The organism is Longimicrobiaceae bacterium (assembly GCA_035696245.1).
GTDB lineage: Bacteria > Gemmatimonadota > Gemmatimonadetes > Longimicrobiales > Longimicrobiaceae > DASRQW01.
In genome coordinates this window covers 19,901-43,794 of the sequence record DASRQW010000050.1, presented here as the reverse complement: position 1 = coordinate 43,794, position 23,894 = coordinate 19,901, and the positions used below count along the sequence as shown (strand labels likewise).

Below are 23,894 nucleotides of genomic sequence, written 5' to 3'. Positions count from 1 at the left end.
CCTCCATGCAACGGAATGTCGCGTTTTCCTGATCGAGACGCTCGAAGTGGAGCAAGTAAAAAGGGGCAAAACAGCCCGAAGATTGCGATGAGAAGAACGCCGAGAACTATGCCAGTCATCATTATCCTTTCGTATTGTTTGTCAGATTACGTTAGTCTAGTATTAGTAATGCCTCTTCGCCAGAGGTCGCGCCATCATTTCGGTCGATGCTCGGATCTATTCTTACGGGCGGGTCAAAGGTCGGGGCGGGTTTTCCTGCCACGCGGACCGGTGCATATCCCGGTACTTTCGATCCTGGTCCGTTTTAGGTAATTTCCCTAGCGTATTGTGTACTAGCTACGCACCCCCGCCCGTCCCTCCGCAGACGAGCGGGTGCTCGCGCACGCGCGCGCGGGACCAGAACGAAACAACTCAGAACAGGCAGGTAGATAGATGCCGAAGCGCACCGACCTCAAGAGCATCCTCATCCTCGGTAGCGGCCCGATCGTGATCGGGCAGGCGGCCGAGTTCGACTATTCGGGGACGCAGGCGGTGCGGGCGCTGCGCGAGGAGGGCTACCGGGTGATCCTGGTGAACTCCAACCCTGCCACCATCATGACCGACCCGGACCTGGCCGACGCCACCTACATCGAGCCCATCACCCCCGAGTGGGTGGAGCGGGTGATCGAGAAGGAGAAGCCGGACGCCATCCTGCCGACCATGGGTGGCCAGACGGCGCTAAACGTCGCGCTGGATCTGCACGACAGCGGGGTTCTGGCTCGCCACGGCGTGGAGCTGATCGGCGCCAACGCGCGCGCCATCCGCATGGCCGAGGACCGTAGCGAGTTCGCCAAGGCCATGCGCCGCATCGGCCTGCGGCTTCCGCACGGCGGCTTCGCGCGCTCGTTCGAGGATGCGCTGCGCATCGTGGAGGACACGGGCTATCCCGCCATCATCCGCCCGTCGTTCACGCTTGGCGGCACGGGCGGCGGCATCGCCTACAACCGCGCGGAGTTCGAGGAGATGATCCGACGCGGCCTGGACCTCTCGCCCGTGCACGAGGTGCTGATCGACCGCAGCGTCATCGGGTGGAAGGAGTTCGAGCTGGAGGTGATGCGCGACCATGCGGACAACGTGGTCATCATCTGCTCCATCGAGAACTTCGACGCGATGGGCGTCCACACCGGCGACTCGGTCACCGTCGCCCCGGCGCAGACGCTGACGGACGTGGAGTACCAGTCGATGCGCGACGCGGCCATCGCCATCATCCGCGAGATCGGGGTGGAGGCGGGCGGCTGCAACGTGCAGTTCGCGGTGAACCCCGCCAACGGCGAGCTGCTGGTGGTGGAGATGAACCCCCGCGTCTCCCGCTCCTCAGCGCTCGCGAGCAAGGCCACCGGCTACCCCATCGCCCGCATCGGCGCGAAGCTGGCCGTGGGCTATACGCTCGACGAGCTGCCCAACGCCATCACCAAGACCACGCCCGCATCGTTCGAGCCGGTGCTGGACTACGTGGTAGTGAAGTTCCCCCGCTTCGCCTTCGAGAAGTTCCCCGCGGCAGATGCCACGCTGGGCGTGCAGATGAAGGCGGTGGGCGAGTCGATGGCCATCGGCCGCACGTTCAAGCAGGCGTGGCAGAAGGCGATCCGCGCGTTGGAGATCGGCCGCATCGGCTGGGAGATCGGCACGCGCCTGGTGGACGACCGCCTGAAGGACGACGAGCCGGCGACGCTGCGCAACGCCCTCCGCCGCCCCACGCCGGAGCGCCCGTTCCAGATCAAGCGCGCCATCCAGGCCGGCTGGAGCGTCGAGGAGATCTCGGAGCTCACGCACGTGGACCCGTGGTTCGTCTCCCAGCTCGGCGAGCTGGTGACGGCCGAGAAGCGGTTCGCGGAGGCAAGCGGGATCGACTCGATGGACATCCTGCGCATGAAGCGCCTCGGCTTCAGTGACGTGCAGATGGCCGAGCTGCGCGGCGAGACGGAGGATGCGGCGCGCGAGCGGCGCTGGGGAATGGGCATCCACCCCGTCTTCAACATGGTGGACACCTGCGCGGGCGAGTTCCCGGCCGCCACGCCGTACCTCTACTCGACCTACGGCGAGGAGAACGAGTCCGTCCGCTCTGACCGGCGCAAGGTGGTGATCCTGGGCAGCGGCCCCATCCGCATCGGGCAGGGGGTGGAGTTCGACTACTGCTGCGTGCAGGCGGCGCTGGCCCTGCGCGAGGCGGGCTTCGAGACCATCATGGTCAACTCCAACCCGGAGACGAACTCCACCGACTTCGACGTCTCGGACAAGCTGTACTTCGAGCCGCTGACGCTGGAGGACGTGCTGGAGATCGTGCGCCTGGAGGACCCCATCGGCGTGGTCGTGCAGCTCGGCGGGCAGACGCCGCTCAAGTTGGCGTGGGAGCTGGACCGGCTGGGCATCCCCATCCTCGGCACGCCGGTGGACTCCATCGACCGCGCGGAGGACCGCGAGCGTTTCGAGGAGCTGGCGCGCCGCCTGGGCGTGAAGCAGCCGCCGAACGGGCTGGCGACCAGCGTGGACCAGGCGGCCGAGATCGCGGCGCGTGTGGGCTACCCGGCCCTCCTCCGTCCGTCGTACGTCCTCGGCGGGCGGGGGATGGAGATCGTGTACGACGAGGCGGGGCTGCGCGACTACTTCGAGCGCGCGGTTCGCGTCTCGCACGAGCGGCCGGTGCTGATCGACCGCTTCCTGGAAGATGCGTTCGAGGCCGACGTGGACGCGCTCTGCGACGGCGAGACGGTGGTGATCGGCGGGGTGATGCAGCACATCGAGGAGGCGGGGGTGCACTCCGGTGACTCGGCCTGCGTGCTGCCGCCGTACATGCTGGGCGACCGGCAGATACAGGAGATGCGCGAGCACACCCGCCGCTTCGCGCTTGAGCTGGGCGTCATCGGGCTCATCAACGTGCAGTACGCCATCCTGGACGGCACGGTCTACGTCCTGGAGGTGAACCCCCGCGCGTCGCGCACGGTGCCGTTCGTCTCCAAGGCGACCGGCGTGCAGCTCGCCCGCATCGCCGCCCGGCTGATGGTGGGCGAGAAGCTGGCGGACTTCCGGCTGCCGGACGAGATCCCCGTGGGCGGCGTGGCGGTGAAGGAGGCAGTCTTCCCGTTCAACAAGCTGCCCGAGGTGGACCCGATCCTCGGACCGGAGATGCGCTCCACCGGCGAGGCGATGGGTTTCGACGACTCGTTCGGGATGGCGTTCGCCAAGGCGCAGATCTCCGCCGGGATGGAGCTGCCGCTGGGCGGCAACGTCATCGTGACCGTGAACGACTCCGACAAGCCCACGGCCACGCCCATCGTGCGCCGCCTGCACGACATGGGCTTCCGCATCCTGGCCACCGAGGGCACCGCGAAGTACCTGCGCTCCCGCGGCGTGGCCTGCGAGCGCATCTTCAAGGTGGGCGAGGCGCGGCCTGACATGGCCGATGCGATCATCAGCGGCGAGGTCGCGCTGCTCATCAACACGCCGCTGGGCAAGAAGAGCCAGTTCGATGACTTCGCCACGCGCCGCGCGGCCATCACCCACGGCGTGCCGTACATCACCACCATGTCCGCCGCCTCCGCCGCCGCCGACGCGATCAGCGCCCTTCGCAGCCGCACCCGTGAGGTCAAATCCATCCAGGAACGCACCGGCCACCTGGTGGCGGAGACGCGGCTGACGGCGGTGTAGCGTGTTCGCAGGCACTTGGGACGGGTCGCCGGGTAATGGCGGGGAACCCTAGCTCGGAGGCGTGATGAAGAACGAGTTTACGGCTATCCTGGAGAGGGACGGCGAGTGGCATGTCGCCTACTGCCCTGAGATTCCGGGTGCGAACGGCCAGGGAACCACGAAGGAGGAGGCACTGGACAGCCTGTCCGCCGCCATCGAGCTGATCCTGGAGGACCGTCGGGATGATGTCCTCCGCGGGCTTCCGGCCGACGCGGTGCGGGAGACGGTGACCGTCGGGTGAAACGGGGCGCGTTGCTCCGGCATCTTCGCTTTCACGGCTGTTTTCTCAAGCGCGAGGGTGCCGCGCACTCCCTCTGGTGCAACCCTGCGACGGGTGCGGTAGAAGCGGTGCCCCGTCATGTGGAGATTTCCAACCTGCTCGCGCGGAAGATCTGCCGCACGCTCGGCGTTCCCGAGGCGAAAGGCTGATGGACCGCTGGAGTTCTGGACCGAAGGAAGGGGCTTCCGCCGATCGGGGCCTTCGTCGTTCGGTGACAACGTGCGCGTGAGGGCTTCACGACGCCGTCCGATAGCCGGCGGCTCTGTTTCGATGTGGCGCGGCCGGTACGTTCCTACGCAAGGGGTACTCGACGTGCCGGACGCCTGAGTGCGGGCCGAAGCAGAAAGGTACTGGAAAGACGAGCGGCCCGCGGGGAGACTCCCGCGGGCCGCTGCCGTGTCGTGCGCCGCCGAGCTTCAGGGCGTGTCGTGCGTGATCGTCTTGTCGAACGTCACGTTGCAGATGGTGCCCTTGGTGTGGTAAGTCTTCGCCGCCGGGTCGTAGGTGGAGGTCACGTCCACGGTGCAGTGGCCGCTCTTGCCGTTGCTGCGGCTCCAGTCGAACGCGCCCTTCTCGGTGTGCGTCCACGTGCCCGGCGTGCCGTTGGTGCGCGAGTGCGACGACGTGATGGCGACGTTCGGCGCGCCGTTCACCGTCACCGTCACGCCGGTCCGCACCGTGTGCGCGCAGGCTGCGTCGGTTCGCGTGGCCGTCTCCGTCCAGCTCCCGGTCTTCGTCGCCGCGTCGGCGGTGCCGCTGCGGGTGCCGGCCACGGTCACGGTGCCGCCGGCCGGGCACGAGCGTGTGCGCGAGAACGTCTCGGTGCGCGTGACCGTCGCGGCCGCGACCTCCACCGAGCCCGCGGCGGGGAGGCGGTCGAAGGTGCCCCAGCCGCCGAACGACTCGGCCAGCGCGTCGCCCGTGCTGGCGGCCATGCTGGAAGCCAGCGCCTGCGCCTCGTCGTTCGAGAGCGAGCTGTTCGCAGCGGCGGACGTCGCGTCGCCGTTGCAGGCGGCCAGGGCCAGGACCGCCGCCGCGGCGCCGGTGAGGAGGACGGAGCGTTTCATCGTTGAACCTCGCGTAGAGTGTTCGATGCTGGAGGAGCCTCGCGGCGGCCCGTGTGCCGTCCGCGTCGGCAAGAGGTACATGGATGCGGCGAGTTCCGTTGGGTGGATTTCGACGCGCGGTCATCCGCGGATCTGTCTGTAATCGCGCACTTCATTGCACTGCAACGGCTTACGGATTTCGGCGGATGCGTGCCTCTGCCGCCCATCCGCCGAGATGCCGCGGTGCGCAGCCCCGTCCCCAGCGTCGTATCTGCGGAAACGCTTGGGATAAATACCGTTTGGGCGACGGTCCTGCGTCGCATGTGGCAAGGAGCGGATGCGATAAATCGCACCCCTACAACGACATGTGCGACTCGGCGGGTTGAGTTCGCCGGGAGGTGGAGCGGGGTAGTGGATGCTCGTCTGATGGATCGCATCTCCCGAGAACGACGAAGCGCCCGCGGCTCACCGGCTGCGGGCGCTTCGTGCATCTTCCGAAGATGGAAGACCTTACTTCTCGTTCATGAACGGGTACTCGAACGCGCGGGGGGGAGAGAACGTCTCCTTGATGGTGCGCGGCGAGATCCAGCGGATGAGGTTGAGGATGGAGCCGGCCTTGTCGTTCGTGCCGCTCGCCCGCGCTCCGCCGAACGGCTGCTGGCCCACCACCGCGCCCGTGGGCTTGTCGTTGATGTAGAAGTTGCCGGCGGCATTGCGCAGCTCCCGGTCCGCCTCCGCGACCGCCGCGCGGTCGTTGGCGAAGACGGCGCCGGTCAGCGAGTACGGCGTGGTCTCGTCCACGATGCGCAGCGTCTCGGCCCACTTCGCCTCGGGGTACACGTGCAGCGACACGACGGGGCCGAACACCTCCTCGCACATGAGCTGGTATGCCGAGTCCTGCGCCTGCACCAGCGTGGGGTCGATGAAGTAGCCCTTGCTGTCGTCGTACTTGCCGCCGGCGATGATCTCCACGCCGTCCGCCTTCTCGGCGTGCTTGATGTAGCCCGTGATCTTGTCGTACGCCTTCCGGTCGATCACGGCGCCCATGAAGTTCCGGAAGTCTGCCGGGTCGCCCACCTTGATCTTCTCCATCATCCCCAGCGTCAGCTCCTTCACGCGCGGCCAGATGGAGTCCGGCACGTAGATGCGCGAGGCGGCGCTGCACTTCTGGCCCTGGTACTCGTAGCCGCCGCGCACGATGGCCGTCGCCAGCGCCTCCGCATCCGCGCTCGCGTGCGCGACGATGAAGTCCTTGCCGCCCGTCTCGCCCACCAGCCGCGGGTACGAGCGGTAGGTGTCGATGCGGTTGCCCACCGTCTTCCAGATCGACTGGAAGACCGCGGTGCTGCCGGTGAAGTGCACGCCCGCCAGGTCGCGGCTGTTCAGCAGCAGCTCGCTGATGCGGCCCGGGTCGCCCGGCACGAAGTTGATCACGCCCGGCGGCAGCCCCGCCTCCTCCAGCAGCTTCATGATGTGCCAGCCGCTGTACACCGCCGTGGCCGCCGGCTTCCAGATCGCCACGTTGCCCAGCAGCGCGGGCGCCGTGGGCAGGTTGCCGGCTATGGAGGTGAAGTTGAACGGCGTGACGGCGTAGACGAAGCCCTCCAGCGGCCGGTGGTCGCTGCGGTTCCACACGCCCGGCGACGAGATGGGCTGCTCGGAGTAGAGCTGCTGGGCGAAGTGCGCGTTGAAGCGGAAGAAGTCGATCATCTCGCACGCGGCGTCGATCTCGGCCTGGTGCGCGGTCTTGCTCTGGCCCAGCATGGTGGCCGCGTTCATGATCGGGCGCCAGCGGGTGGCCAGCAGCTCGGCCGCCCGCAGCAGCACGGCGGCGCGCTCCTCCCACGGCCAGCGCGCCCAGTCGCGCTGCGCGGCGAGCGAGCTGTCGATGGCGGCGCGGATCTCTGCGTCGCCCGCTTTGTGCCAGGTCGCCAGCACGTGGCCGTGGTCGTGCGGCATCACCACCGTCTCGGTGTTGCCGGTGCGGATCTCCTTGCCGCCCACGATCACGGGGATCTCGATCTGCTCGCCCGCCATGCGGGCCAGCGTAGCCTTCAGCTCGGCGCGCTCGGGGCTGCCCGGCGCGTACCCCAGCACCGGCTCGTTGTACGGCGCCGGAACCCGCGAAATGCTGCTGCTCATCGGTCCTCTCCAAGGTCCAGGTGGAAGCCGACAAGCTATCCGGCGCGGCCTCGATTCGCCACCCGCAAACGGGAGATGCGAACCGTCTCCGGTCCGCATCTCTCGAAGCGTCGTCATGTCTTCCATCCCCCTCGAAAGCTACTCGCCGAGCAGCTCGCCCAGGCCGTTGAGCGCGGGCACGTGGTCCGCCAGCACCTTCACCGCGGCTACGACGGGGACGGCGACCACGGCGCCCGCCACGCCCCACAGGAACCACCACACCATCACCGCCACGAGGATCACGGCGGGGCTCAGCTTCAGCCCGCGGCCGTAGGCGATGGGGCTCACCAGGTTGTTCTGCAGCGTGGTGATGGCGAGGTACGACGCGGGCGCGATCAGCGCGTGGCCCAGGTTGCCGAACGTGGCGAGGCCCACCAGCGTGAGCAGGGTGATGACGACCATCGCGCCGAGATAGGGGATGAATTCCACGATGAACGTCATCAGCCCCCACAGCGCCGGCGTGGGCATCCCCAGCGCCCACATCACGAGGCCGACGACCAGACCCTGCCCCAGGTTGATGAGCGCCGTCGCCACCACGTAACGCGACACCACCGCCTCGATCTCTTCCGCGACCTGCACGGCCGTCGCGCGGTCGCCCGCGCCGTGGATCGCCTTCTTCACCTTGTCGCGCAGCCGGTCGCCCGCCGCGAGCAGGAAGCAGAGCAGCAGCAGCACTTCTACCGCCGTGGAGATCAGGCTGGCCGTGGTGCCGAAGACCTTGGCGAGAATGCCCACCATCGGGCTCTTCCCCCCGTCCCCCGGTGCACCGCCCCCACCCCCGCCCCCGCCTCCGCCCGGAGCGCCCGCGCCTCCTCCTCCATTTACGCCCGCCCCACCCGCCGGCGCCTCCCCCGCGCGGTTCGTTCCGCCCGCCGCCGCCGATCCGGCGGTCCGTTGCGCCGCGGCGGGAAGTCCGCTGGACCGGGGATGCGGCTGCGCAGCGGCCGCACCGCCCGTCGACGGCTGTCCGGCCGCGCCGCCGCTCGAGCCCTGCGCGCCCGCCGACGAGCTTCCGCCGCCGAAGGTGGAGAACGGGAGCTTCCGCGCGACGCCTTCCAGCTTCGTGCGCGCCGCGGCGATGCTCTTGGGCGCCAGCTCCGTCCACTCCTGGAGCGGCTGCGCGAACGCCGCGCCGATGCCGAAGAGCAGGCCCACGAGCCCCAGCACCAGCACGATGGCGCTGAGCGTGGCGGGCACGTGCCAGCGCTGGAGGCGGCGCACCAGCGGGCGGAAGAGCGCGAACAGCAGCAGCGAGATGGCGATGGGCACCAGCACCTCGGCCGCGAGGCGGAGCGCCACGCCGGCCGCGACCACCGCCAGCACCCCCAGCGCGATCGACCGTTCGCGCCCCGTGTGTTCCTCCATGCACTCCTCCGCGTCGCCCGTTCGCACCGGAGCGCGGGCGCGTCCGGCAGACGGAAGCGGCGCGGTAGCAAGAAGAAGACCCCACGCCCGCTCGCCTCGTCCAACGAACGTCCAACCCTCGCGCCCGCCGCGCGGCAGACCCCCGGCGGCTGCTTGCCCCCCCTGCGGGCCAGCCGTAAATTGCGCCCGCGCAAGCACGCCGCGGTCCGCGGCGCCATCTCGCTCGACGCGACGGCGAACGGGGCTCGGTAGATGGGATGGCGCCCGGCGGCCGCGCGCCGCGACCCGCCACGACCGCACGCGGCCGGCGCCAGACGAGCGCCGGCCGTTTTCGCATCGCCCGCACACCGACACGACGCGGCGCCCAGCGCAGCCGCTGCCGATAGAGAAGAAGAGGAGCCCTTTTGACCAACACCGAGCGTGACCAGGTGCTGCGGCGCGTGGCCGCCGCGCTGACCCAGGTGGTGCACCCCGTGAGCGGCGACGACGTGGTCTCGTCCGGCCGCGTGCGCGAGCTGGACGTGACCGAAGACGGCACCGTGCGCTTCCGCTTCGCCCTCCAGGCCGACGACCCCGGCAACCTCGTGCGCCAGGCCCGCGGCGCGGTGGAGAAGGTGGCCGGCGTGCAGAAGGTGAAGATCGACATCGCTCTGCCCGCCGCGGGGAGCGTGCAGACGAAGGCGCAGCAGAATAAATCGCCGCTCCGGCCCGGCTCTGTGCCTGCGCCCACACCAAACGCGAACCTGCTGCCGGGCGTGGACCGCATCGTCGCCGTCAGCTCGGGCAAGGGCGGGGTGGGGAAGAGCACCGTGGCCGTGAACCTCGCCACCGCGCTCGCGGGCGCGGGCAAGCGCGTGGGCGTGCTGGACGCCGACATCTACGGCCCCAACATCCCCCTGATGTTCGGCGAGCGTCGCAAGCCCGCCGTGACGGGCGCGAAGGGCGCGGAGAAGATCGCGCCGCTCGTGGCGCACGGCGTCAAGCTGATGAGCCTGGGCTTCCTGCTGGAAGACGAGCAGCCCGCCATCATGCGCGGGCCCATGATCGCCGGCATCCTCAAGCAGTTCCTGGAGCAGGTGGAGTGGGGCGAGCTGGACGTGCTGGTGGTCGACATGCCGCCCGGCACGGGCGACGCGCAGCTCTCCCTCGTGCAGACCATCCGGGTGGACGGCGTGGTCATGGTCACCACCCCGCAGGACGCATCCACGGGCGACGTGCTTCGGGCGATCAAGATGTTCGAGCGAACCAACACGCGCGTGCTGGGGATCGTGGAGAACATGAGCGGCTTCGTCTGCCCGTGCTGCGGCGAGCGCTACGAGATCTTCGGGCGCGCGGGCGGCACGCGCCTGTCGCAGCAGACCGGCGTGGAGTTCCTGGGCGAGGTGCCGCTGGAGATGCACGTGCGCCAGGGCGGCGACGCCGGCCTCCCCGCCGTCCTCGGCGAGCCGGAGTCCCCCGCCGGCATCGCCCTCCGCGAGATCGCCGAGAAGGTCGCCGAACGCCTCGCATCCGCCTAGCTCCAGCGAAGTCTTCCGTGGATTCCAGACCACACGGCGATCGAACGAAGAAGGGCGGCGATCCACGCGAGATCGCCGCCCTTCCGTCATCCGATGTTCTTCTGTCCTCTGGAGATGCGGATCGTCCGACCCGCATCTCCCGCCTCGCACCCCCCGATCGCCTACACGCGCGAATCCAGCCAGGCCGCGTCCTCGACCGAGATGCCGCCGGTCGTCGTCGGCCGCGGGAAGTTGTGGGGCGGATGCCTGGCGTGAACAGTCGAGTAGGAGGAGCGCCCGCTGCTGCGAACGAGCCGCATCACGAGCCAGGCGACGAGGATGAACGGCAGCAGCTTCATCGCGATGGCGACCGCCGCGATGGCGAGGCCGATGGCGACCGCGGCGAAGACGAAGAGCAGCACGCCGATGACGAAGAGAGCGACCAGAGCGGCGATCATGCGAGCCTCCCGGCAGAAGTTGTTTTCAGGTCCGAAGTTCAGTCGATCCAGACGACGTCGATCGAGCCGAGCGCGGCATCGATGTCCACCGTCAGCTTGTACGGCGCCGTGGCCCAGTTGCGCGAGTACCACGCGTCGCCCCGCTTCACCATCCCCGCCCCGTCGAAGCTGCTCAGGAACGAGTCCTTGGTCACGCGCACGCCCAGCGCCCGCGGCAGCCGCAGCGTCACCGACCCCACACCCATCTCCACCGTGGCCGACGCGCTGTGCGTCCACCGCCCGCCGAAGTCGAGCGTGGTGTGCCCCATCCCGCCCTCGAACTCGAAGCGCGGCGCGCCGGTGTTGCCCAGGCCCGACACGTTCAGGCTCGCCGCGCCCGCCGCCATCTTCACCCGCCGCGCCGCGATCCGGTTGGGCGCGCCGAAGCTGATCCGCGTCTCGCTCGCGCCGGTGGAGATGTCCACGTCGCTGAGCGACAGGCCGCCCAGGTCCAGGTCCGCATCGCCCGCCCCGAACTCCAGCCGGAGCGCGGTGGGCACCTCCGGGCTGAGCGACACCGCCGCGCGGGATTCGCGCTTGATGCCGCGGATGCCCTCGCGGTCGCGCTGCTCCATCCCCAGCCGCAGCGTGCCCGAGGCGGCGCTGTACTCGGTGAGCGGGCGCACCTTGTCCTCGTCGTACCGCATCTCGAACCGGTAGAGCAGCCCGGCGGACGCGGGCGATACGGTAAGGTGCCCCGCGCCGTACTGCACGTGCACGGCCAGCGCCTTCTCAGCCCCGCGCTGGCGGGCGGACGTCACCGTGCGCCAGGTCTGCGCGTGCGCCGGCTGCGTGGCGCCCAGCAGCGCGCCCACCGCGAGGGCCGCCGCAGCACGGGAGCGGAAAGTGTCAAACATGGCCCGCCCTCGCGCCGGGCGTGGAGTCGAACACCGGGTCCGCGTCGAAGATGGGGTCGTAGCGGCGCCAGCGCAGACGGTCCGCCCAGCCGCCGGCGCGCGTCATCACCACCGCGCCGAACCCGACGATGGCCGCGGCCCACACCAGCATCACCGCGAAGAACTGCAGGATGTCGCCCAGCACGCCCAGGAAGCCCGTCATCTGGAGGAGGTGCGCCGCCGCCAGCGGGGCCAGCAGCACGCCCAGGCCGGTGAAGACGTAGGTGTACGCGTTGCGGTGCAGCGTCTCGAACGAGCCGCGCTGCTCCGCCGTCCGCTCGCCGATGGCGTGCGCCACCGCGACCAGCCCCATCGCCCCGGCACCCGCCAGCGCCAGCATGTACAGCGGAACGGCCAGGAAGATGAGGGGGATGCCCACGATGCTGAACGCGAGCGCCACCATCAGGGCGAGGCCCACGGGGATGGCGAGGAACGCCGCCGCCAGGCCCACGGCCCCGGCGCGCAGCGTGGAGGTCCGGACCACGTCGCCCACCTTCTCCACGCGGGGCAGGGCGTAGAACACCAGCGCCGCGCCGATGGCCGCCAGCACCATCGCGAAGGCGAGGGTGGAGACCAGGCCGGCCAGGCCGTCGCCCATGCGGCCCAGGAACGTGCGCCGCACGTGCAGCGCCGTGGTACCCGCCGCGTGGGGCTGGCCCATGGTGGCGCGGGGCGCGTCCTCCGCCCGCATCTCGCCCAGCACGCGGCCCCAGTTCACCAGCTTGCCGCTGGCCACGCGAGCGCTGCCGCGAATGGTGCCGTGGTTGGAGAGGTTGCCCGCGCTCACCGTGGCGTCGCCGTCGATGGAGGCGCCGGGCTCCACGAGCAGGTTGCCGCGGCCCACCGTCACGTCGCCGCGCACGTGGCCCTCCACCCGGACGTCGCCCACGGCCGAGACCACGTCGCCGTCCACCGTCTCGCCGCGCGAGACGACCGTGCCGCCGAAGCCCAGGCGGTCGCCGGACACGCGGGGCGACGCCACGGCAGATTGCGCAGGGGCCAGCGTGTCCTGGGCGCCCAGCGCCGCCGCGCCCAGCGCCAGCGTGAGGCCCGCGGTGAGGAGCGGGTACTTGAACCGATCAGCTCGCATGAGTGACTCCCCCCGTCGGGGCCCGAAGAAGACGAACCAGCGCCCAGCCCGAGAGCGGGATCGCCACTGCGTAGAGTAGAGCCGCCATCCCCAGCTCGCCGGAAGAAGCCGCCACCAGCCGCTCCGCCGCGTTGCTGGCCCACGCGAACGCCGAGCTGCCCACGATGGCGCCCAGCAGGTGCGTGAGGCCGGCCCACGCCGTGTCGCTCGCCCAGGTCTCGCTCATGCTCCACAGGCCGCCCAGCGTGACCATGCGGTGCGAGAGCAGCCAGGCCAGCAGCGTGGCGAGGGGCGCCAGCGGCGCCATCACCCCGGCGCCCGCCAGCATCCATCCGCGTGTCGTGCGCGGCAGCCAGCGGCGTGAGCGCGCCAGCTCCGGCGCCACGGCCGGCTTCAGCACCACCCGCGCCATCACCGCCTCGGCGAAGTCCGGGGCGGGGGAGAAGGTGGGCAGCGCGTTCAGCGAGGCGATCACCGCCCGCGCGGCGTCCAGCTCCGCCGCGCAGGGCGGGCACGAACGCAGGTGCGCCTCGGCCGCGGTGCGCTCCGCGTGCGGCAGCGCATCTTCGGCGAGGAGGTCCAGCGTCCAGTCGGGCAGGTGTGCGTGTTCAGGCACGGTGATCCCCATGTACTCGGTTTTCGCTCGTTGCAACGAGATTACGCGGCGTGGTGCGGCAAAGTTTCAGAGCTGCCGGCGCGGTACATCGGCCGATGCGGCAATCGTTTCGGAGCTTCGAGCCGGGCCGCGTCTTCCGTCCGCGCATCACGCGACCCTCAGGTGCTGGAGGTTGCCGCGGAGCTCATTCCGGGCGCGGTGGATGTACGTCTTCACCGTGCCCAGCGGCAGCGCCATGATCTCGGCGATCTCCTCGTACGGGCGCCCGTCCACGTGGCGCAGGAGGATGGCCGTGCGGTACTCGGGCCGCAGCTTGCCGATGGCCTGCTCGATCTCCTCGCCCAGCTCCTTGGCCTCCAGCAGCTCCTCGGGGTTCTCGTCGTCCGAGATCACCGTGATCGTGGTCGCCTCCACCTCGTCGTTCGACGTCGCGTACCGCGAGCCGTCTATCGAGACCGTCTTCGGCTCCTTCTTGCGCATGGAGTCGATGGTCAGGTTGGTGGCGATCTTGAAGATCCAGCTGCTGAACTTGAAGCGCGGGTCGTAGCGGTCGATGTTGTTGAACACGCGCACGAAGGTCTCCTGCGCGAGGTCTTCGGCCAGCTCCCTGTCCCGGACCATGCGGTAGATGAGCGAGAACACCGGGCGCTGGTAACGCCCGAGAAGCTCCCGGTAAGCCGTCTGGCTGCCCTTCTGGGCGCGGACGACGAGTTCGTGGTCGGTCGGTTCGGTCGGGTTCAATGCCGGTGGCACCGTGTCGGGAGCGTTCCTCGGGGAACGTACGCGGCGTGCTGGGGCGGAGTTTCAAGCGCCCGGCAGGCTTGCTCCGGGCGTGGGCGGGGGGTAGCTTTCGGCCTCTATTCTAAACCCGGAAGCGATTCTACGCGATGCCGCCACAAACCACCGAACGCGCCACCGCGCTGCCGGCCCACGACGAGAAGGCGGCGCAGGTGCGCCGGATGTTCTCGTCCATCGCGCCGCGCTACGACCTGCTGAACCACGTCCTCTCGCTGAACGTGGACAAGCTGTGGCGCCGCTGGGCCGTGAACCGGCTGGGCTGGGAGCGCCGCCCGGAGGGAACGTACCTGGACAACTGCGCAGGCACGCTCGACCTCTCCGTGGAGCTGGCGAAGCGCGCGGGGTTCCGCGGACGCGTGGTGGGCAGCGACTTCACGTACGCCATGCTCGCGCACGGGGCGGACAAGACGGCGGGTGTGCCCGTCGCCCCCGCCTGCGCCGACGCGCTCTCGCTCCCGTTCGCGGACGAGAGCTTCGACGGCTCCACCGTCGGCTTCGGCGTGCGCAACCTCGCCGATCTCGACGCCGGGCTGCGCGAGTCCGCGCGGGTGCTGCGGCGCGGGGCGAAGCTGGTCATCCTGGAGTTCACGACGCCCGCATGGCAGCCGTTTCGCGGGCTCTACATGTTCTACTTCCTGAAGATGCTGCCCCTCGTGGGCCGCCTCGTCTCCAAACACAACTCGGCGTACACCTATCTCCCGGAATCCGTGCTGCACTTCCCGGAGCCGAAGGAGCTCGCGGCGCGCATGGAGCGCGCGGGCTTCGGCGACGTGGGGTGGAAGACGCTCTCCGGCGGGATCGCGGCGCTGCACTGGGGGACGCGAGCCTGATGGCGGCGCTCGGCATCCTCCTCTCCTCGCTGCTGCTCACGTCCATGGGGTGCGCGATCGGGTCCGCGCTGCTGCAGATCCTGGCGTGGACGCGGCACTCGCGGCCGGGAGCGCAGGCCTCCGTCGCTTCGGTGTGGAAGCCCCGGCCGGAGCAGTTCGACGACACGGGCCTGCGGCAGATGCTGCTGGCCCGCCGGCTCATCATCGTGACGATGGCGGCATACCTCAGCTACGGCGTGGTGATGCTGCTCGTCCAGACCTTCGGCGGACACTGAGCCCCGCCTTCGGGACGGGCGATGGCGGATAGATGACCTTTCAGAACCTGCGCGAATTCCTCCGCTACCTGGACCGCACGGGCCAGCTCGTGCGTATCCGGCGCCCCGTCTCGGTGGACCTGGAGATGGCGGAGATCGCGGACCGCACGATGAAGCTGCCCGGCGGCGGCCCCGCGCTGCTCTTCGAGCGGCCGGTGCTGATGGACGGCACCGAGAGCGACATCCCCGTGGCCATCAACGTCTTCGGCTCGTGGAAGCGGATGACGGCGGCGCTGGGCGTGGACGACCTGGAGGAGCACGCCACGCGCATCCGCGAGCTGGTGAAGCCCGACATCCCCAAGGGGCTGTGGGCCAAGATGCAGATGCTGCCCAAGCTGGCGGAGCTCACGAAGGTCCCGCCGCGCCCCTTCAAGGGGAAGGCCCCGTGCCACGAGATCGTCCTCCGCGAGCGCGAGTTCGATCTGACCCGGCTGCCCGTGCTGAAGACGTGGCCGGACGACGGCGGGCCCTTCATCACCATGCCCATGGTCTTCACCCGCGACCCGGAGACGGGCGGGCAGAACATCGGCATGTACCGCATGCAGGTGTTCGGGCCCAACACCACGGGCATGCACTGGCAGCGGCACAAGGGCGGCGCCGCGCACTACCGTGCGTGGAAGCGCGGGCCGGGCGGGAGGATGCCCGTGGTGGTCGCCCTCGGCGGCGATCCGGCGACGATGTACACGCCGACCGCGCCGCTTCCGCCCGGCATCGACGAGTTCCTCTTCGGCGGCTTCCTGCGGCGCGAGCCGGTCTACACCACGCAGTCGCTGACCGGCGAGATGACCATCCCCGCGCAGGCGGAGATCGTGCTGGAGGGCTACGTGGACACCGACGAGGAGCTGGCGGTGGAGGGCCCGTTCGGCGATCACACCGGCTTCTACACGCTGGAGGACCTGTACCCGGTCTTTCACGTGACCACGGTGACGATGCGGTCGGACCCGGTGTACCCCGCGACGCTCGTGGGCCGGCCGCCTGTGGAGGACGTGTACCTGGGCGGCGCCACGGAGCGCATCTTCCTCCCGCTGGCGCAGCTCACCATGCCGGAGATCGTGGACTACCACATGCCGCCGGAGGGCGTGTTCCACAACCTCGTCTTCGTCTCCATCCGCAAGGAGTACCCGGGGCACGCCTACAAGGTGATGAACGGCCTGTGGGGGATGGGGCTGATGTCGCTCGCCAAGGTGATCGTGGTGGTGGACGAGGGGATCGACGTACGGAACGTGCAGGAGGCGTGGTGGTATGCGCTTGCGAACATCGACCCGGAGCGCGACGTGCGCTTCACGAAGGGCCCGGTCGACGACCTGGACCACGCCGCGCAGGTCGCCGCGTTCGGCAGCAAGATGGGAATCGACGGCACGCGGAAGTGGGCCGAGGAGGGCTTCACCCGCCCCTGGCCGGCGATGATCGACATGGATACCGACGTCAAAGCCCGCGTGGACGCGATGTGGAGCAAGCTGGGAATTCACCCGATCGACTGAGGTGAAGATGCCGGAACGGAAAGACAGATCGAACTACGTCGTGCGGAAGGTGTCGTCTCACGACGAGATGAACAGCGGCATACCGCAGCCGACGCCCGAAGAATGTCTCGGCATGATGTGGGAACTCACAAGGAACGCTTATGCCTTCAAGGGGTGCTCCGATGCTGAGTTCAGACTACAGAGACATGTTGGAGGAATTGTTCGCCGAGGGCGCTGAGTTCCTGGTGATCGGCGCGTTCGCCCTCGCGGCCCACGGGATGCCGAGAGCGACGGGTGACATGGATTTCTGGCTGCGGCCCGACCCGGAGAACGCGTCGCGCGTGTGGAGGGCATTGGCGCGCTACGGCGCTCCAATCAGCAATCTCACCGTGGATGAGCTGGCTCGCCCCGGGATGTTCTACCAGATCGGAGTCGTTCCCGCACGGATCGACATGCTGACGGAGATCGACGGGGTCACGTTCGAGGAAGCGTGGGCCGAGCGCGAGTACCATCCCGTGGATGGAGTGATGGTCCCGGTGTTGAGCCGGAAGCATCTGTTGGCCAACAAGCGAGCAACCGGCCGGCCGAAGGATGTGGCCGACGTCATCATGCTCGAGGAGCAGCAACGCGATGAGTGAGCGCACGATGGAGGGGCAGCACGTTCGCGGGAGCGGGCGGTTGGTGGACTATTCGAACCTGGTGAAGCTGCCGCACACGGTGTTCGCCATGCCGTTTGCGCTGGTGGGGGCGACGCTCGCGTCGTACCGCTACCCGGTGACGGCGCGCGAGGTGGTGCTGATCCTGGTGGCGTTCACGGCGGCGCGGTTCGCGGCGATGGGCTTCAACCGCATCGCCGACCGCGCGATCGACGCGAAGAACCCACGCACGCTGATGCGCGAGATCCCGTCAGGCAAGCTGTCGGTGCGGCAGGCGGCCGTGGCCGTGGTCGTCGCGAGCGCGATCTTCATCGCCGCGGCCGGCTTCCTCAACCCGCTCTGCTTGAAGCTGTCGCCGCTGGCGCTGGGCTGCGTCTTCTTCTACTCGTACACGAAGCGGTTCACGCGTTTCGCTCACGTCTTCCTCGGCTTCGCGATGGGCATCGCGCCGGTCGGGGCGTACCTGGCGGTCGCAGGGCGCTGGAGCCAGCCGTGGACGGCGCTGCTCGCGCTGGCGGGAGCGGTGCTGTGCTGGGGCGCCGGGTTCGACATCCTCTACTCGCTGCAGGACATCGAATTCGACCGTGCGGAGGGGCTGCACTCGATTCCCGCCGCGCTGGGGGCGAAGGGCGCGCTGCTGGCGTCGCGCTTCCTGCACGTGTGCGCGGCGCTCTGCCTGCTGTCCGTCGGGCTGCTGCTGCCGGATCTGGGGAGGACGTACTTCGCCGCGGTGGGAGTGATCGCCGCGATGCTGGTGTACGAGCAGAGCCTGGTGAAGCACGACGACTTCTCGAAGATCGACGCGGCGTTCTTCACGATCAACGGCGTCATCTCCGTCGTCTTCTTCCTGGTTGTGCTGGGGGGAAGGCTGCTCGCTTGAGCGCCACGCCCGGCGCGCCCATCACCTTCGGGGTCACGGGCGCCTCGGGCGCGCCGTACGCGGTGCGGCTGCTGCGCGCGCTGAACGAGGCGGCCACGCCGGTGCGGCTGATCGTGTCGTCGTACGGCTGGCGGCTGATGGCGGAGGAGTCCGGCATCGACGGGGTGGATGCGCTCCGTGCGGCAACGGGAGACTGGTCGCGCGTGGAGCTGTACGATTCGCTCGACAGGGGCGCCACGCCGGCCTCCGGCTCCGCTCCGTCCGCGGGGATGGTGGTCTGCCCGTGCTCAATGGGCACGCTGGCGTCCATCGCCGCGGGCACGTCCCGCAACCTGGTGGAGCGCGCGGCCGACGTCGCGCTGAAGGAGCGGCGCCCGCTCGTGCTCGTGCCGCGCGAGACGCCGCTGTCGCTCATCCACCTTGAGAACATGACGCGGCTCACGCGCGCCGGCGCGACGGTCATGCCGGCGGCGCCGGGCTTCTACAACCGGCCGCAGAGCATCGACGACCTTGTGGATTTCGTCGTGGCGCGCATCCTCGACCACCTGGGCGTGCAGCACGGCATCGGGCGGCGGTGGCGCAGCGGCGAGCAGGAGGCGGCGACGTGAGCCGATTCGCATCTGGCGGTGCAGGGGAGATGCGCGGATGAAGGTGGGCGTCATCTCGGACACGCACGGGCTGCTGCGGCGCGAGGTGTTCGAGCGGTTCGCGGACGTGGAGCACATCCTCCACGCGGGCGACGTCGGCCCGGCGGAATTGCTGACGGAGCTGGAGGCCATCGCGCCGGTGACGGCGGTGTGGGGCAACACGGACGGGTTCGACATCCGCGCGCGCGTGCCCGAGGTGGCGGAGGTGACGCTGGGCGGCGTGCGCATCGTGGTCGTCCACGGCATGCAGGTGGGCTCGCCGACGGTGGAGAAGATGGCGGCGGCGTATCCCGACGCGGGGATGGTCGTCTTCGGGCACTCGCACGTGCCGGTGATCCGCACGGTCGGCTCGGTGCTCGCGGTGAATCCGGGAAGCGCGGGGCCGATCCGGTTTCGCGGGAAGCCGACGCTCGCCATCGCGACGCTGGAGGATGGGCGGGCGCGGGTGGAGCTGGTGGAGTTGCGGAACGAGAGGTAAGGGGGCATCGCGCTCCGGGCTATGGCGCGTCGGAAGGGGGCCCTCACCTGGCTCGTGCCTCGCCTGTCCTCTCCCGCAAGCGGGAGAAGAAACAGGGTCCACGGCTGCCCCAGCCGTGACTGGTCGAGCGGGCGGGTGTCGGGGCGGGGAGGGTGGCGGCTCGGCGCTGCGCGCCTGCGGTGGGGCTGCTGGAGCGGGTTCGCGTTGCTGCGGGTTCTCTCGGCGGCGCGGGTGTTGGGCGGATAGAGGCTACGGAGACTGAACTTCTAGCCGTGGTAGTCGTGGTTTGCTCGCCTCCCGTTGAGCGAGTGCGTGTTACGTGATCGGACGTTCGATCCGCATCCATCGTATATCTGCTTGTAGTCGTTTCGTCGTATCTCCACATCCACACGTGAACAGGAACGGTAGATGAACCGCAACGTTTCGTACGTCATCGCGGCTGGGCTGGCCTTTGCGGCGGCGCCGGCGGGGGCGCAGTCGTTCGCGACGGAGAACCCCGTGCTGCGCCGCATCTGGGAGGAGGGGACGCGCAACTCGCAGCTGGAGCGGCTGGGGCAGGCGCTGTCGGACTCCATCGGGCCGCGGCTCACGGCGTCGCCGGGGATCCGTGCGGGGAACCAGTGGCTGATCGACACGTACCGCTCGTGGGGCATCACCGCGCGGAACGAGCAGTACGGCACCTTCCGCGGATGGCGGCGCGGCTACTCGCACGCGGACCTGGTGCAGCCGCGTGTGCGGTCGCTGGAGGGGACGATGCTGGCGTGGAGCCCGGGCACGAACGGGCCGGTGACGGCTCCCGTGGTGGCGCTGCCGGACTTCGCGGACCAGGCCGCGTTCGAGGCGTGGCTGCCCAGCATCCGCGGCAAGCTCGTGGCGATCTCCATGCCGCAGCCCACCTGCCGGCCCGACGACAACTGGAAGCAGTTCGCCACCGACTCCAGCTTCGCGCGCATGAAGGACGCGCGCACGGCGGCGACCGCCGCGTGGACGGCGCGCATCCAGCGCACGGGCGTGGCGGCGCGCGACCTGGCTCCGCGGCTTGAGCAGGCGGGGGCGGCGGGCGTGCTCACGTCGCTGTGGTCGGGCGGGTGGGGCGTGGACCGCATCTTCAACGCCCGCACGCACCAGGTGCCCACGTTCGACCTGAGCTGCGAGGACTACGGGCTGGTCTACCGCCTCGCCGAGCATCACCAGGGGCCGGTGGTGCGCCTCGACGCACAGTCCGAGGAGTTGGGCGAGCTGCCGGTCTTCAACACCATCGCGGAGATCCGCGGCAGCCAGAAGCCCAACGAGTACATCGTGCTGTCGGCGCACTTCGACTCGTGGGACGGCAGCTCGGGCAGCACGGACAACGGCACGGGCACGATCACCATGATGGAGGCGCTGCGCATCCTCCGCACCGTGTATCCCAACCCCAAGCGCACCATCGTCGTGGGCCACTGGAGCGGCGAGGAGCAGGGGCTGAACGGGTCACGCGCCTACGTGAAGGACCACCCCGCGGTGGTGAACGGCCTGCAGGCGCTGTTCAACCAAGACAACGGAACCGGTCGCGTGACAAGCATCTCCATGCAGGGGCTGACGGGCGCGGCCGGGTTCATGGGCAAGTGGCTGGCGCTGGTGCCGTCCGAGATCGGCAAGCAGATCACGCTGGACAATCCGGGGGTGCCCAGCACGGGCGGCAGCGACTACGCGTCGTTCATCTGCGCTGGGGCGCCGGCGTTCGGCCTGTCTTCGCTGAGCTGGGACTACGGCGCGTACACCTGGCACACCACGCGCGACACGTACGACAAGATCGTTTGGGACGACGTGCGCAACAACGCGGTGCTCACGGCCATGCTCGTCTACCTGGCGAGCGAGGAGCCGCAGCGCGTGCCGCGTGACCGGCGCACGGTGTTCCCGGTGAACACGCAGACCGGCCAGCCGTTCTCCTGGCCCGCGTGCACCGACGCCGCCCGCACCACGTCGCAGAGCACGCGGATGTAGCTCGCCGGCAGTACGACGCCGGCCGGGATGGACGAAAGCAGAAGGGCGAAGAGACGCTGTGGTCTCCTCGCCCTTCGTCCGTATTTCGACCGTCGCCAGCATGATGAGGTATCGCCGCTAATCCACCGGCGCCTCGGGCGGCGCTTCCTGCTTCCTGGCAGTGTCGCGGCGCGCCTGGTAGGTCTGCACGAGCGAGTCGATGTTGGGCTGCTGCGGGGTCTTGGCGCTGTCCGCCTTCACGTCGAGGGCGGGGCGCAACGTGATGAGCGCCACCTCCGGCGGGGCGCCGTAGCGCACGGGCACGAAGCTATAGCCGATGCCGCACGTCACGAACAGCGTGTTGCCGTTCATGCGGTAGATGCGCTGCGTGGGCGAGCCGTTCGCCACCGGGAAGACCTCGGTGTTGATCCAGCTCAGGCGCGGCGTCCCCGGCACTTCGACGCGGCCGCAGAAGGCGTGGCCGGCGATGATCGCGGGCCACTTTCCCTCGGGGATGCGCGGGCCGACCGCAGCGAGGTGGCTCAGGACGACCGGCGTGGAGGGCGCGCCGACCATGCCGTTGAAGATCTCCGCCTGGCGCCAGTCCGGCCGGCGCGCCACGTACGGGTCCAGCCCGGCGATGTACGCGGTGCTGCCGTTGCGCGTGAGGGGCGCGCGCGTGTTCCGCAGCACCTGCACGCCGTTCCGCGTGAGGGCCGCCACGGTGCGGATCGCAACGCTGTCCGGCTCGCCGTTCGTGTCGTCCGCCGCGTCGGCCGTGCCGAGGATTGCGAAGACGGGGCGGCCTTTGAGCGGAGCCAGGATGCGGTCGAGCGGCGTGTAGTCCTCGCCACGCGCCACGTAGTCGCCCAGCAGGACGACGACGTCGGGGTTGGCCGCGATGGCCTTCGCCACGGCGGCGGAGGCGACGCGCTCGTTGTCGGCCCACAGACCCAGCTGGAAGTCGGAGATCGCGGCGATGCGGATGCCGTCCCAGCCCGCGGGCAGGTGGGGGACCTCGATCTCCACGGGCACCACTCGCACGTTGTCCGAGCCGGTGGCGCCGTACATCCCCTGGATGTCGGGCTCGGCTGGGACGGTAGCTACGGGCGTGCGGCTGAACGGGTTCTGCCCGTCGCGCCCGCACGCGGCGGCGGCGAGGCATACGGCGAGCGGCAGTGCAAGGGAGCGGGTGCTCCGCATCGGTTTCGGCTCCGCAGGGGCGATGGGACGGCGAGCGCGCGAAAGGTCGCGCCGGCCGCCCACGGGCGCAACGCCCGTGCCATGCGCCCCCTTACGCGCTGCGGGGCAGGTTGCGCACGCCGTCGGGCGCGACGGTGCGCTCCAACTCTTCGGGGTGGGAGCGGAACCAGCGGGCGAGCAGCAGGATCTCGTCCACCTGGTGCCGGGGGACGAGGGCGCCCGCGGGCTCGGGGCGGGTGAAGTGGTCCAGCGCCATCTGCGCGAGGCGGCGGCGCTCGGGAGCGGAGCGGGGGGCTGGCACCACGGCGCGCACGGTGCCGCGGCGCACCAGGTAGACGCGGTCGTCGCCCTCCGTGCCCGGCACGTGGTAGAGGAACGAGAGGTTGTCCAGCGCCTCGCGAAGGCGCCCGAACTCGTCGCGCAGCATCTCCAGGCGGCGAATGCGGTCGCGTACGTTGGCCGCGTACTCGAACTCCCACCGGTCCGCCGCGGCGGTCATGCGCTCGTCCAGCCACCGCAGCGGCTCGTCCGCGTCTCCGTCCAGGAAGGCGCGGGCCAGGTCCACGCGGCGCCGGTAGTCCGCCTGCGTGACGGCGGACGCGCAGGGGCCGCAGCACAGCTTCAGCTCGAAGCGGTGGCAGCGCGGCGCGGCCTGGAAGGCGAAGAGGTCGGGCTGGTCGGAGAAGCGGATGGGGGTGCTTACGGGACAGTCGCGCAGGCCCAGCAGGTCGTTCAGCTCGCGCACCGCTTCCTGGATGCGCTTGCCACCGCGGAACGGGCCGAAGTACGCCGCCGCGTCGTCGGTGACGGCGTTGACCACGAACAGCTTGGGCGCGGCGCCGGGCGTAAGCTTGAGGAAGGAGTAGCGCCCGTCACGCTTGTGCTGGTGGTTGAAGCGCGGCCGGTAGCGCTTGATCAGCTCCAGCTCGCGCAGCAGGGCGGCGAACTCGCTCGGCTCGTAGTCCCATGCCAGCGCGTGCGCCTCGCCGATGATGCGGTGCGCCTTCTCGCCCTTGTCCGCGCGCAGGTACGACATCAACCGGGTGCGCACCTGCTTGCTCTTGCCCACGTACACGATCTCGCCGTCCGCGGCGAGCATCCGGTACGTGCCGGGCAGGTTGCGCGCTTCGCGGACGCGGTCGCGCAGCGGGTGGGTGGCGGAGACTCTCAAAGCGACTGCGGGGCACAGCGTGAGGCGGGAGAAGAAAACCCGAACAGGGCGAAGATAGCGCGCGGCCGGGAGATGCGAAAGGACGGCCGTGGAGAGGGCGTTCGGCTCGTGGTACGGCCGTCCGCCGTGCATCTCCCGTCCTGAACCGAAGCTCGGGAGCCAATCTCGTATGTGGTTGATGTAGATGGATTTAGGAAATGCGTGGCATTCGTATGTCAACGCTGTCCATCATGCGGCGTCTTGAAACGAGCGATGCGGCGGCACCGGCGTATTGGGGTCACACCTCACGGGGGGTGAACGTTCAA

At 69.6% G+C, this 23,894-nt stretch carries 21 protein-coding genes; 11 read left to right on the top strand and 10 right to left on the bottom strand.

The window, feature by feature from the left end:
• The first annotated feature begins 432 nt into the window (after nucleotides 1-432).
• On the top strand, nucleotides 433-3,684 hold the full coding sequence (carB, locus tag VFE05_02330; GenBank protein ID HET6228884.1) for a carbamoyl-phosphate synthase large subunit: 3,252 nt from the start codon (nucleotides 433-435) through the stop codon (nucleotides 3,682-3,684).
• A gap of 64 nt (nucleotides 3,685-3,748) precedes the next feature.
• Nucleotides 3,749-3,964, top strand: a complete 216-nt coding sequence (locus VFE05_02325) for a type II toxin-antitoxin system HicB family antitoxin (GenBank protein ID HET6228883.1) — start codon at nucleotides 3,749-3,751, stop codon at nucleotides 3,962-3,964.
• Between the two features lie 455 nt (nucleotides 3,965-4,419).
• Here VFE05_02325 and VFE05_02320 read toward each other — a convergent pair whose 3' ends face one another.
• The 3 genes from VFE05_02320 to VFE05_02310 form a co-directional block, all read right to left on the bottom strand.
• Entirely contained in the window at nucleotides 4,420-5,070 is a 651-nt protein-coding gene (locus VFE05_02320) for a hypothetical protein (GenBank protein ID HET6228882.1), read from the bottom strand.
• A gap of 489 nt (nucleotides 5,071-5,559) precedes the next feature.
• Nucleotides 5,560-7,191 (bottom strand): L-glutamate gamma-semialdehyde dehydrogenase, encoded by a 1,632-nt coding sequence (pruA, locus tag VFE05_02315; protein ID HET6228881.1) that lies wholly within the window; start codon nucleotides 7,189-7,191, stop codon nucleotides 5,560-5,562.
• Nucleotides 7,192-7,329: 138 nt separating this feature from the next.
• Nucleotides 7,330-8,595, bottom strand: a complete 1,266-nt coding sequence (locus VFE05_02310; GenBank protein ID HET6228880.1) for an AI-2E family transporter — start codon at nucleotides 8,593-8,595, stop codon at nucleotides 7,330-7,332.
• Nucleotides 8,596-8,999: 404 nt separating this feature from the next.
• On the opposite strand from VFE05_02310, the gene VFE05_02305 reads away from it, so the two are divergent.
• Nucleotides 9,000-10,112 carry an Mrp/NBP35 family ATP-binding protein gene (locus VFE05_02305; GenBank protein ID HET6228879.1) on the top strand — a complete coding sequence of 371 codons (1,113 nt, stop codon included), beginning with the start codon at nucleotides 9,000-9,002 and terminating at the stop codon, nucleotides 10,110-10,112.
• Nucleotides 10,113-10,273: 161 nt separating this feature from the next.
• Here VFE05_02305 and VFE05_02300 read toward each other — a convergent pair whose 3' ends face one another.
• The 5 genes from VFE05_02300 to VFE05_02280 form a co-directional block, all read right to left on the bottom strand.
• Entirely contained in the window at nucleotides 10,274-10,549 is a 276-nt protein-coding gene (locus VFE05_02300; protein HET6228878.1) for a hypothetical protein, read from the bottom strand.
• A 38-nt stretch (nucleotides 10,550-10,587) separates the two neighbouring features.
• On the bottom strand, nucleotides 10,588-11,445 hold the full coding sequence (locus VFE05_02295) for a toast rack family protein (GenBank protein HET6228877.1): 858 nt from the start codon (nucleotides 11,443-11,445) through the stop codon (nucleotides 10,588-10,590).
• Nucleotides 11,438-12,574, bottom strand: a complete 1,137-nt coding sequence (locus VFE05_02290; GenBank protein ID HET6228876.1) for a polymer-forming cytoskeletal protein — start codon at nucleotides 12,572-12,574, stop codon at nucleotides 11,438-11,440. Before VFE05_02290 ends, VFE05_02295 begins: the two co-directional genes overlap by 8 nt.
• Nucleotides 12,564-13,190 (bottom strand): hypothetical protein, encoded by a 627-nt coding sequence (locus VFE05_02285; GenBank protein ID HET6228875.1) that lies wholly within the window; start codon nucleotides 13,188-13,190, stop codon nucleotides 12,564-12,566. The genes VFE05_02290 and VFE05_02285 overlap by 11 nt, the downstream gene beginning before the upstream one ends.
• Before the next feature lie 147 nt (nucleotides 13,191-13,337).
• On the bottom strand, nucleotides 13,338-13,931 hold the full coding sequence (locus VFE05_02280) for a sigma-70 family RNA polymerase sigma factor (protein ID HET6228874.1): 594 nt from the start codon (nucleotides 13,929-13,931) through the stop codon (nucleotides 13,338-13,340).
• A 146-nt stretch (nucleotides 13,932-14,077) separates the two neighbouring features.
• Here VFE05_02280 and VFE05_02275 point away from each other — a divergent pair, with 146 nt between their 5' ends.
• The 8 genes from VFE05_02275 to VFE05_02240 all read left to right on the top strand — a co-directional run bounded on the left by VFE05_02275 (nucleotide 14,078) and on the right by VFE05_02240 (nucleotide 21,236).
• Nucleotides 14,078-14,818: a class I SAM-dependent methyltransferase gene (locus VFE05_02275; GenBank protein HET6228873.1), complete on the top strand. Its 741-nt coding sequence runs from the start codon at nucleotides 14,078-14,080 to the stop codon at nucleotides 14,816-14,818.
• Nucleotides 14,818-15,093, top strand: coding sequence for a hypothetical protein (locus tag VFE05_02270; protein HET6228872.1), 276 nt, complete (start codon nucleotides 14,818-14,820; stop codon nucleotides 15,091-15,093). Before VFE05_02275 ends, VFE05_02270 begins: the two co-directional genes overlap by 1 nt.
• Nucleotides 15,094-15,125: 32 nt before the next feature.
• Complete coding sequence (locus tag VFE05_02265) at nucleotides 15,126-16,613, top strand: menaquinone biosynthesis decarboxylase (GenBank protein ID HET6228871.1); 1,488 nt, start codon at nucleotides 15,126-15,128, stop codon at nucleotides 16,611-16,613.
• A gap of 185 nt (nucleotides 16,614-16,798) precedes the next feature.
• Nucleotides 16,799-17,230: a hypothetical protein gene (locus VFE05_02260; protein HET6228870.1), complete on the top strand. Its 432-nt coding sequence runs from the start codon at nucleotides 16,799-16,801 to the stop codon at nucleotides 17,228-17,230.
• A complete protein-coding gene (locus VFE05_02255; protein HET6228869.1) occupies nucleotides 17,223-18,128 on the top strand; it encodes a UbiA-like polyprenyltransferase in 906 nt (301 codons plus the stop codon). The genes VFE05_02260 and VFE05_02255 overlap by 8 nt, the downstream gene beginning before the upstream one ends.
• Nucleotides 18,125-18,736 (top strand): flavin prenyltransferase UbiX, encoded by a 612-nt coding sequence (locus VFE05_02250; GenBank protein ID HET6228868.1) that lies wholly within the window; start codon nucleotides 18,125-18,127, stop codon nucleotides 18,734-18,736. The genes VFE05_02255 and VFE05_02250 overlap by 4 nt, the downstream gene beginning before the upstream one ends.
• Before the next feature lie 37 nt (nucleotides 18,737-18,773).
• The gene (locus VFE05_02245) at nucleotides 18,774-19,253 is read left to right on the top strand and encodes a metallophosphoesterase family protein (GenBank protein HET6228867.1); all 480 of its coding nucleotides are present in this window, start codon (nucleotides 18,774-18,776) and stop codon (nucleotides 19,251-19,253) included.
• 408 nt (nucleotides 19,254-19,661) lie between these two features.
• Complete coding sequence (locus tag VFE05_02240; protein ID HET6228866.1) at nucleotides 19,662-21,236, top strand: M28 family peptidase; 1,575 nt, start codon at nucleotides 19,662-19,664, stop codon at nucleotides 21,234-21,236.
• A gap of 117 nt (nucleotides 21,237-21,353) precedes the next feature.
• On the opposite strand, the gene VFE05_02235 is transcribed toward VFE05_02240, so the two are convergent.
• Nucleotides 21,354-22,418, bottom strand: a complete 1,065-nt coding sequence (locus tag VFE05_02235) for a metallophosphoesterase (protein ID HET6228865.1) — start codon at nucleotides 22,416-22,418, stop codon at nucleotides 21,354-21,356.
• 91 nt (nucleotides 22,419-22,509) lie between these two features.
• On the bottom strand, nucleotides 22,510-23,721 hold the full coding sequence (locus VFE05_02230) for a GIY-YIG nuclease family protein (GenBank protein ID HET6228864.1): 1,212 nt from the start codon (nucleotides 23,719-23,721) through the stop codon (nucleotides 22,510-22,512).
• Nucleotides 23,722-23,894: the final 173 nt, after the last annotated feature.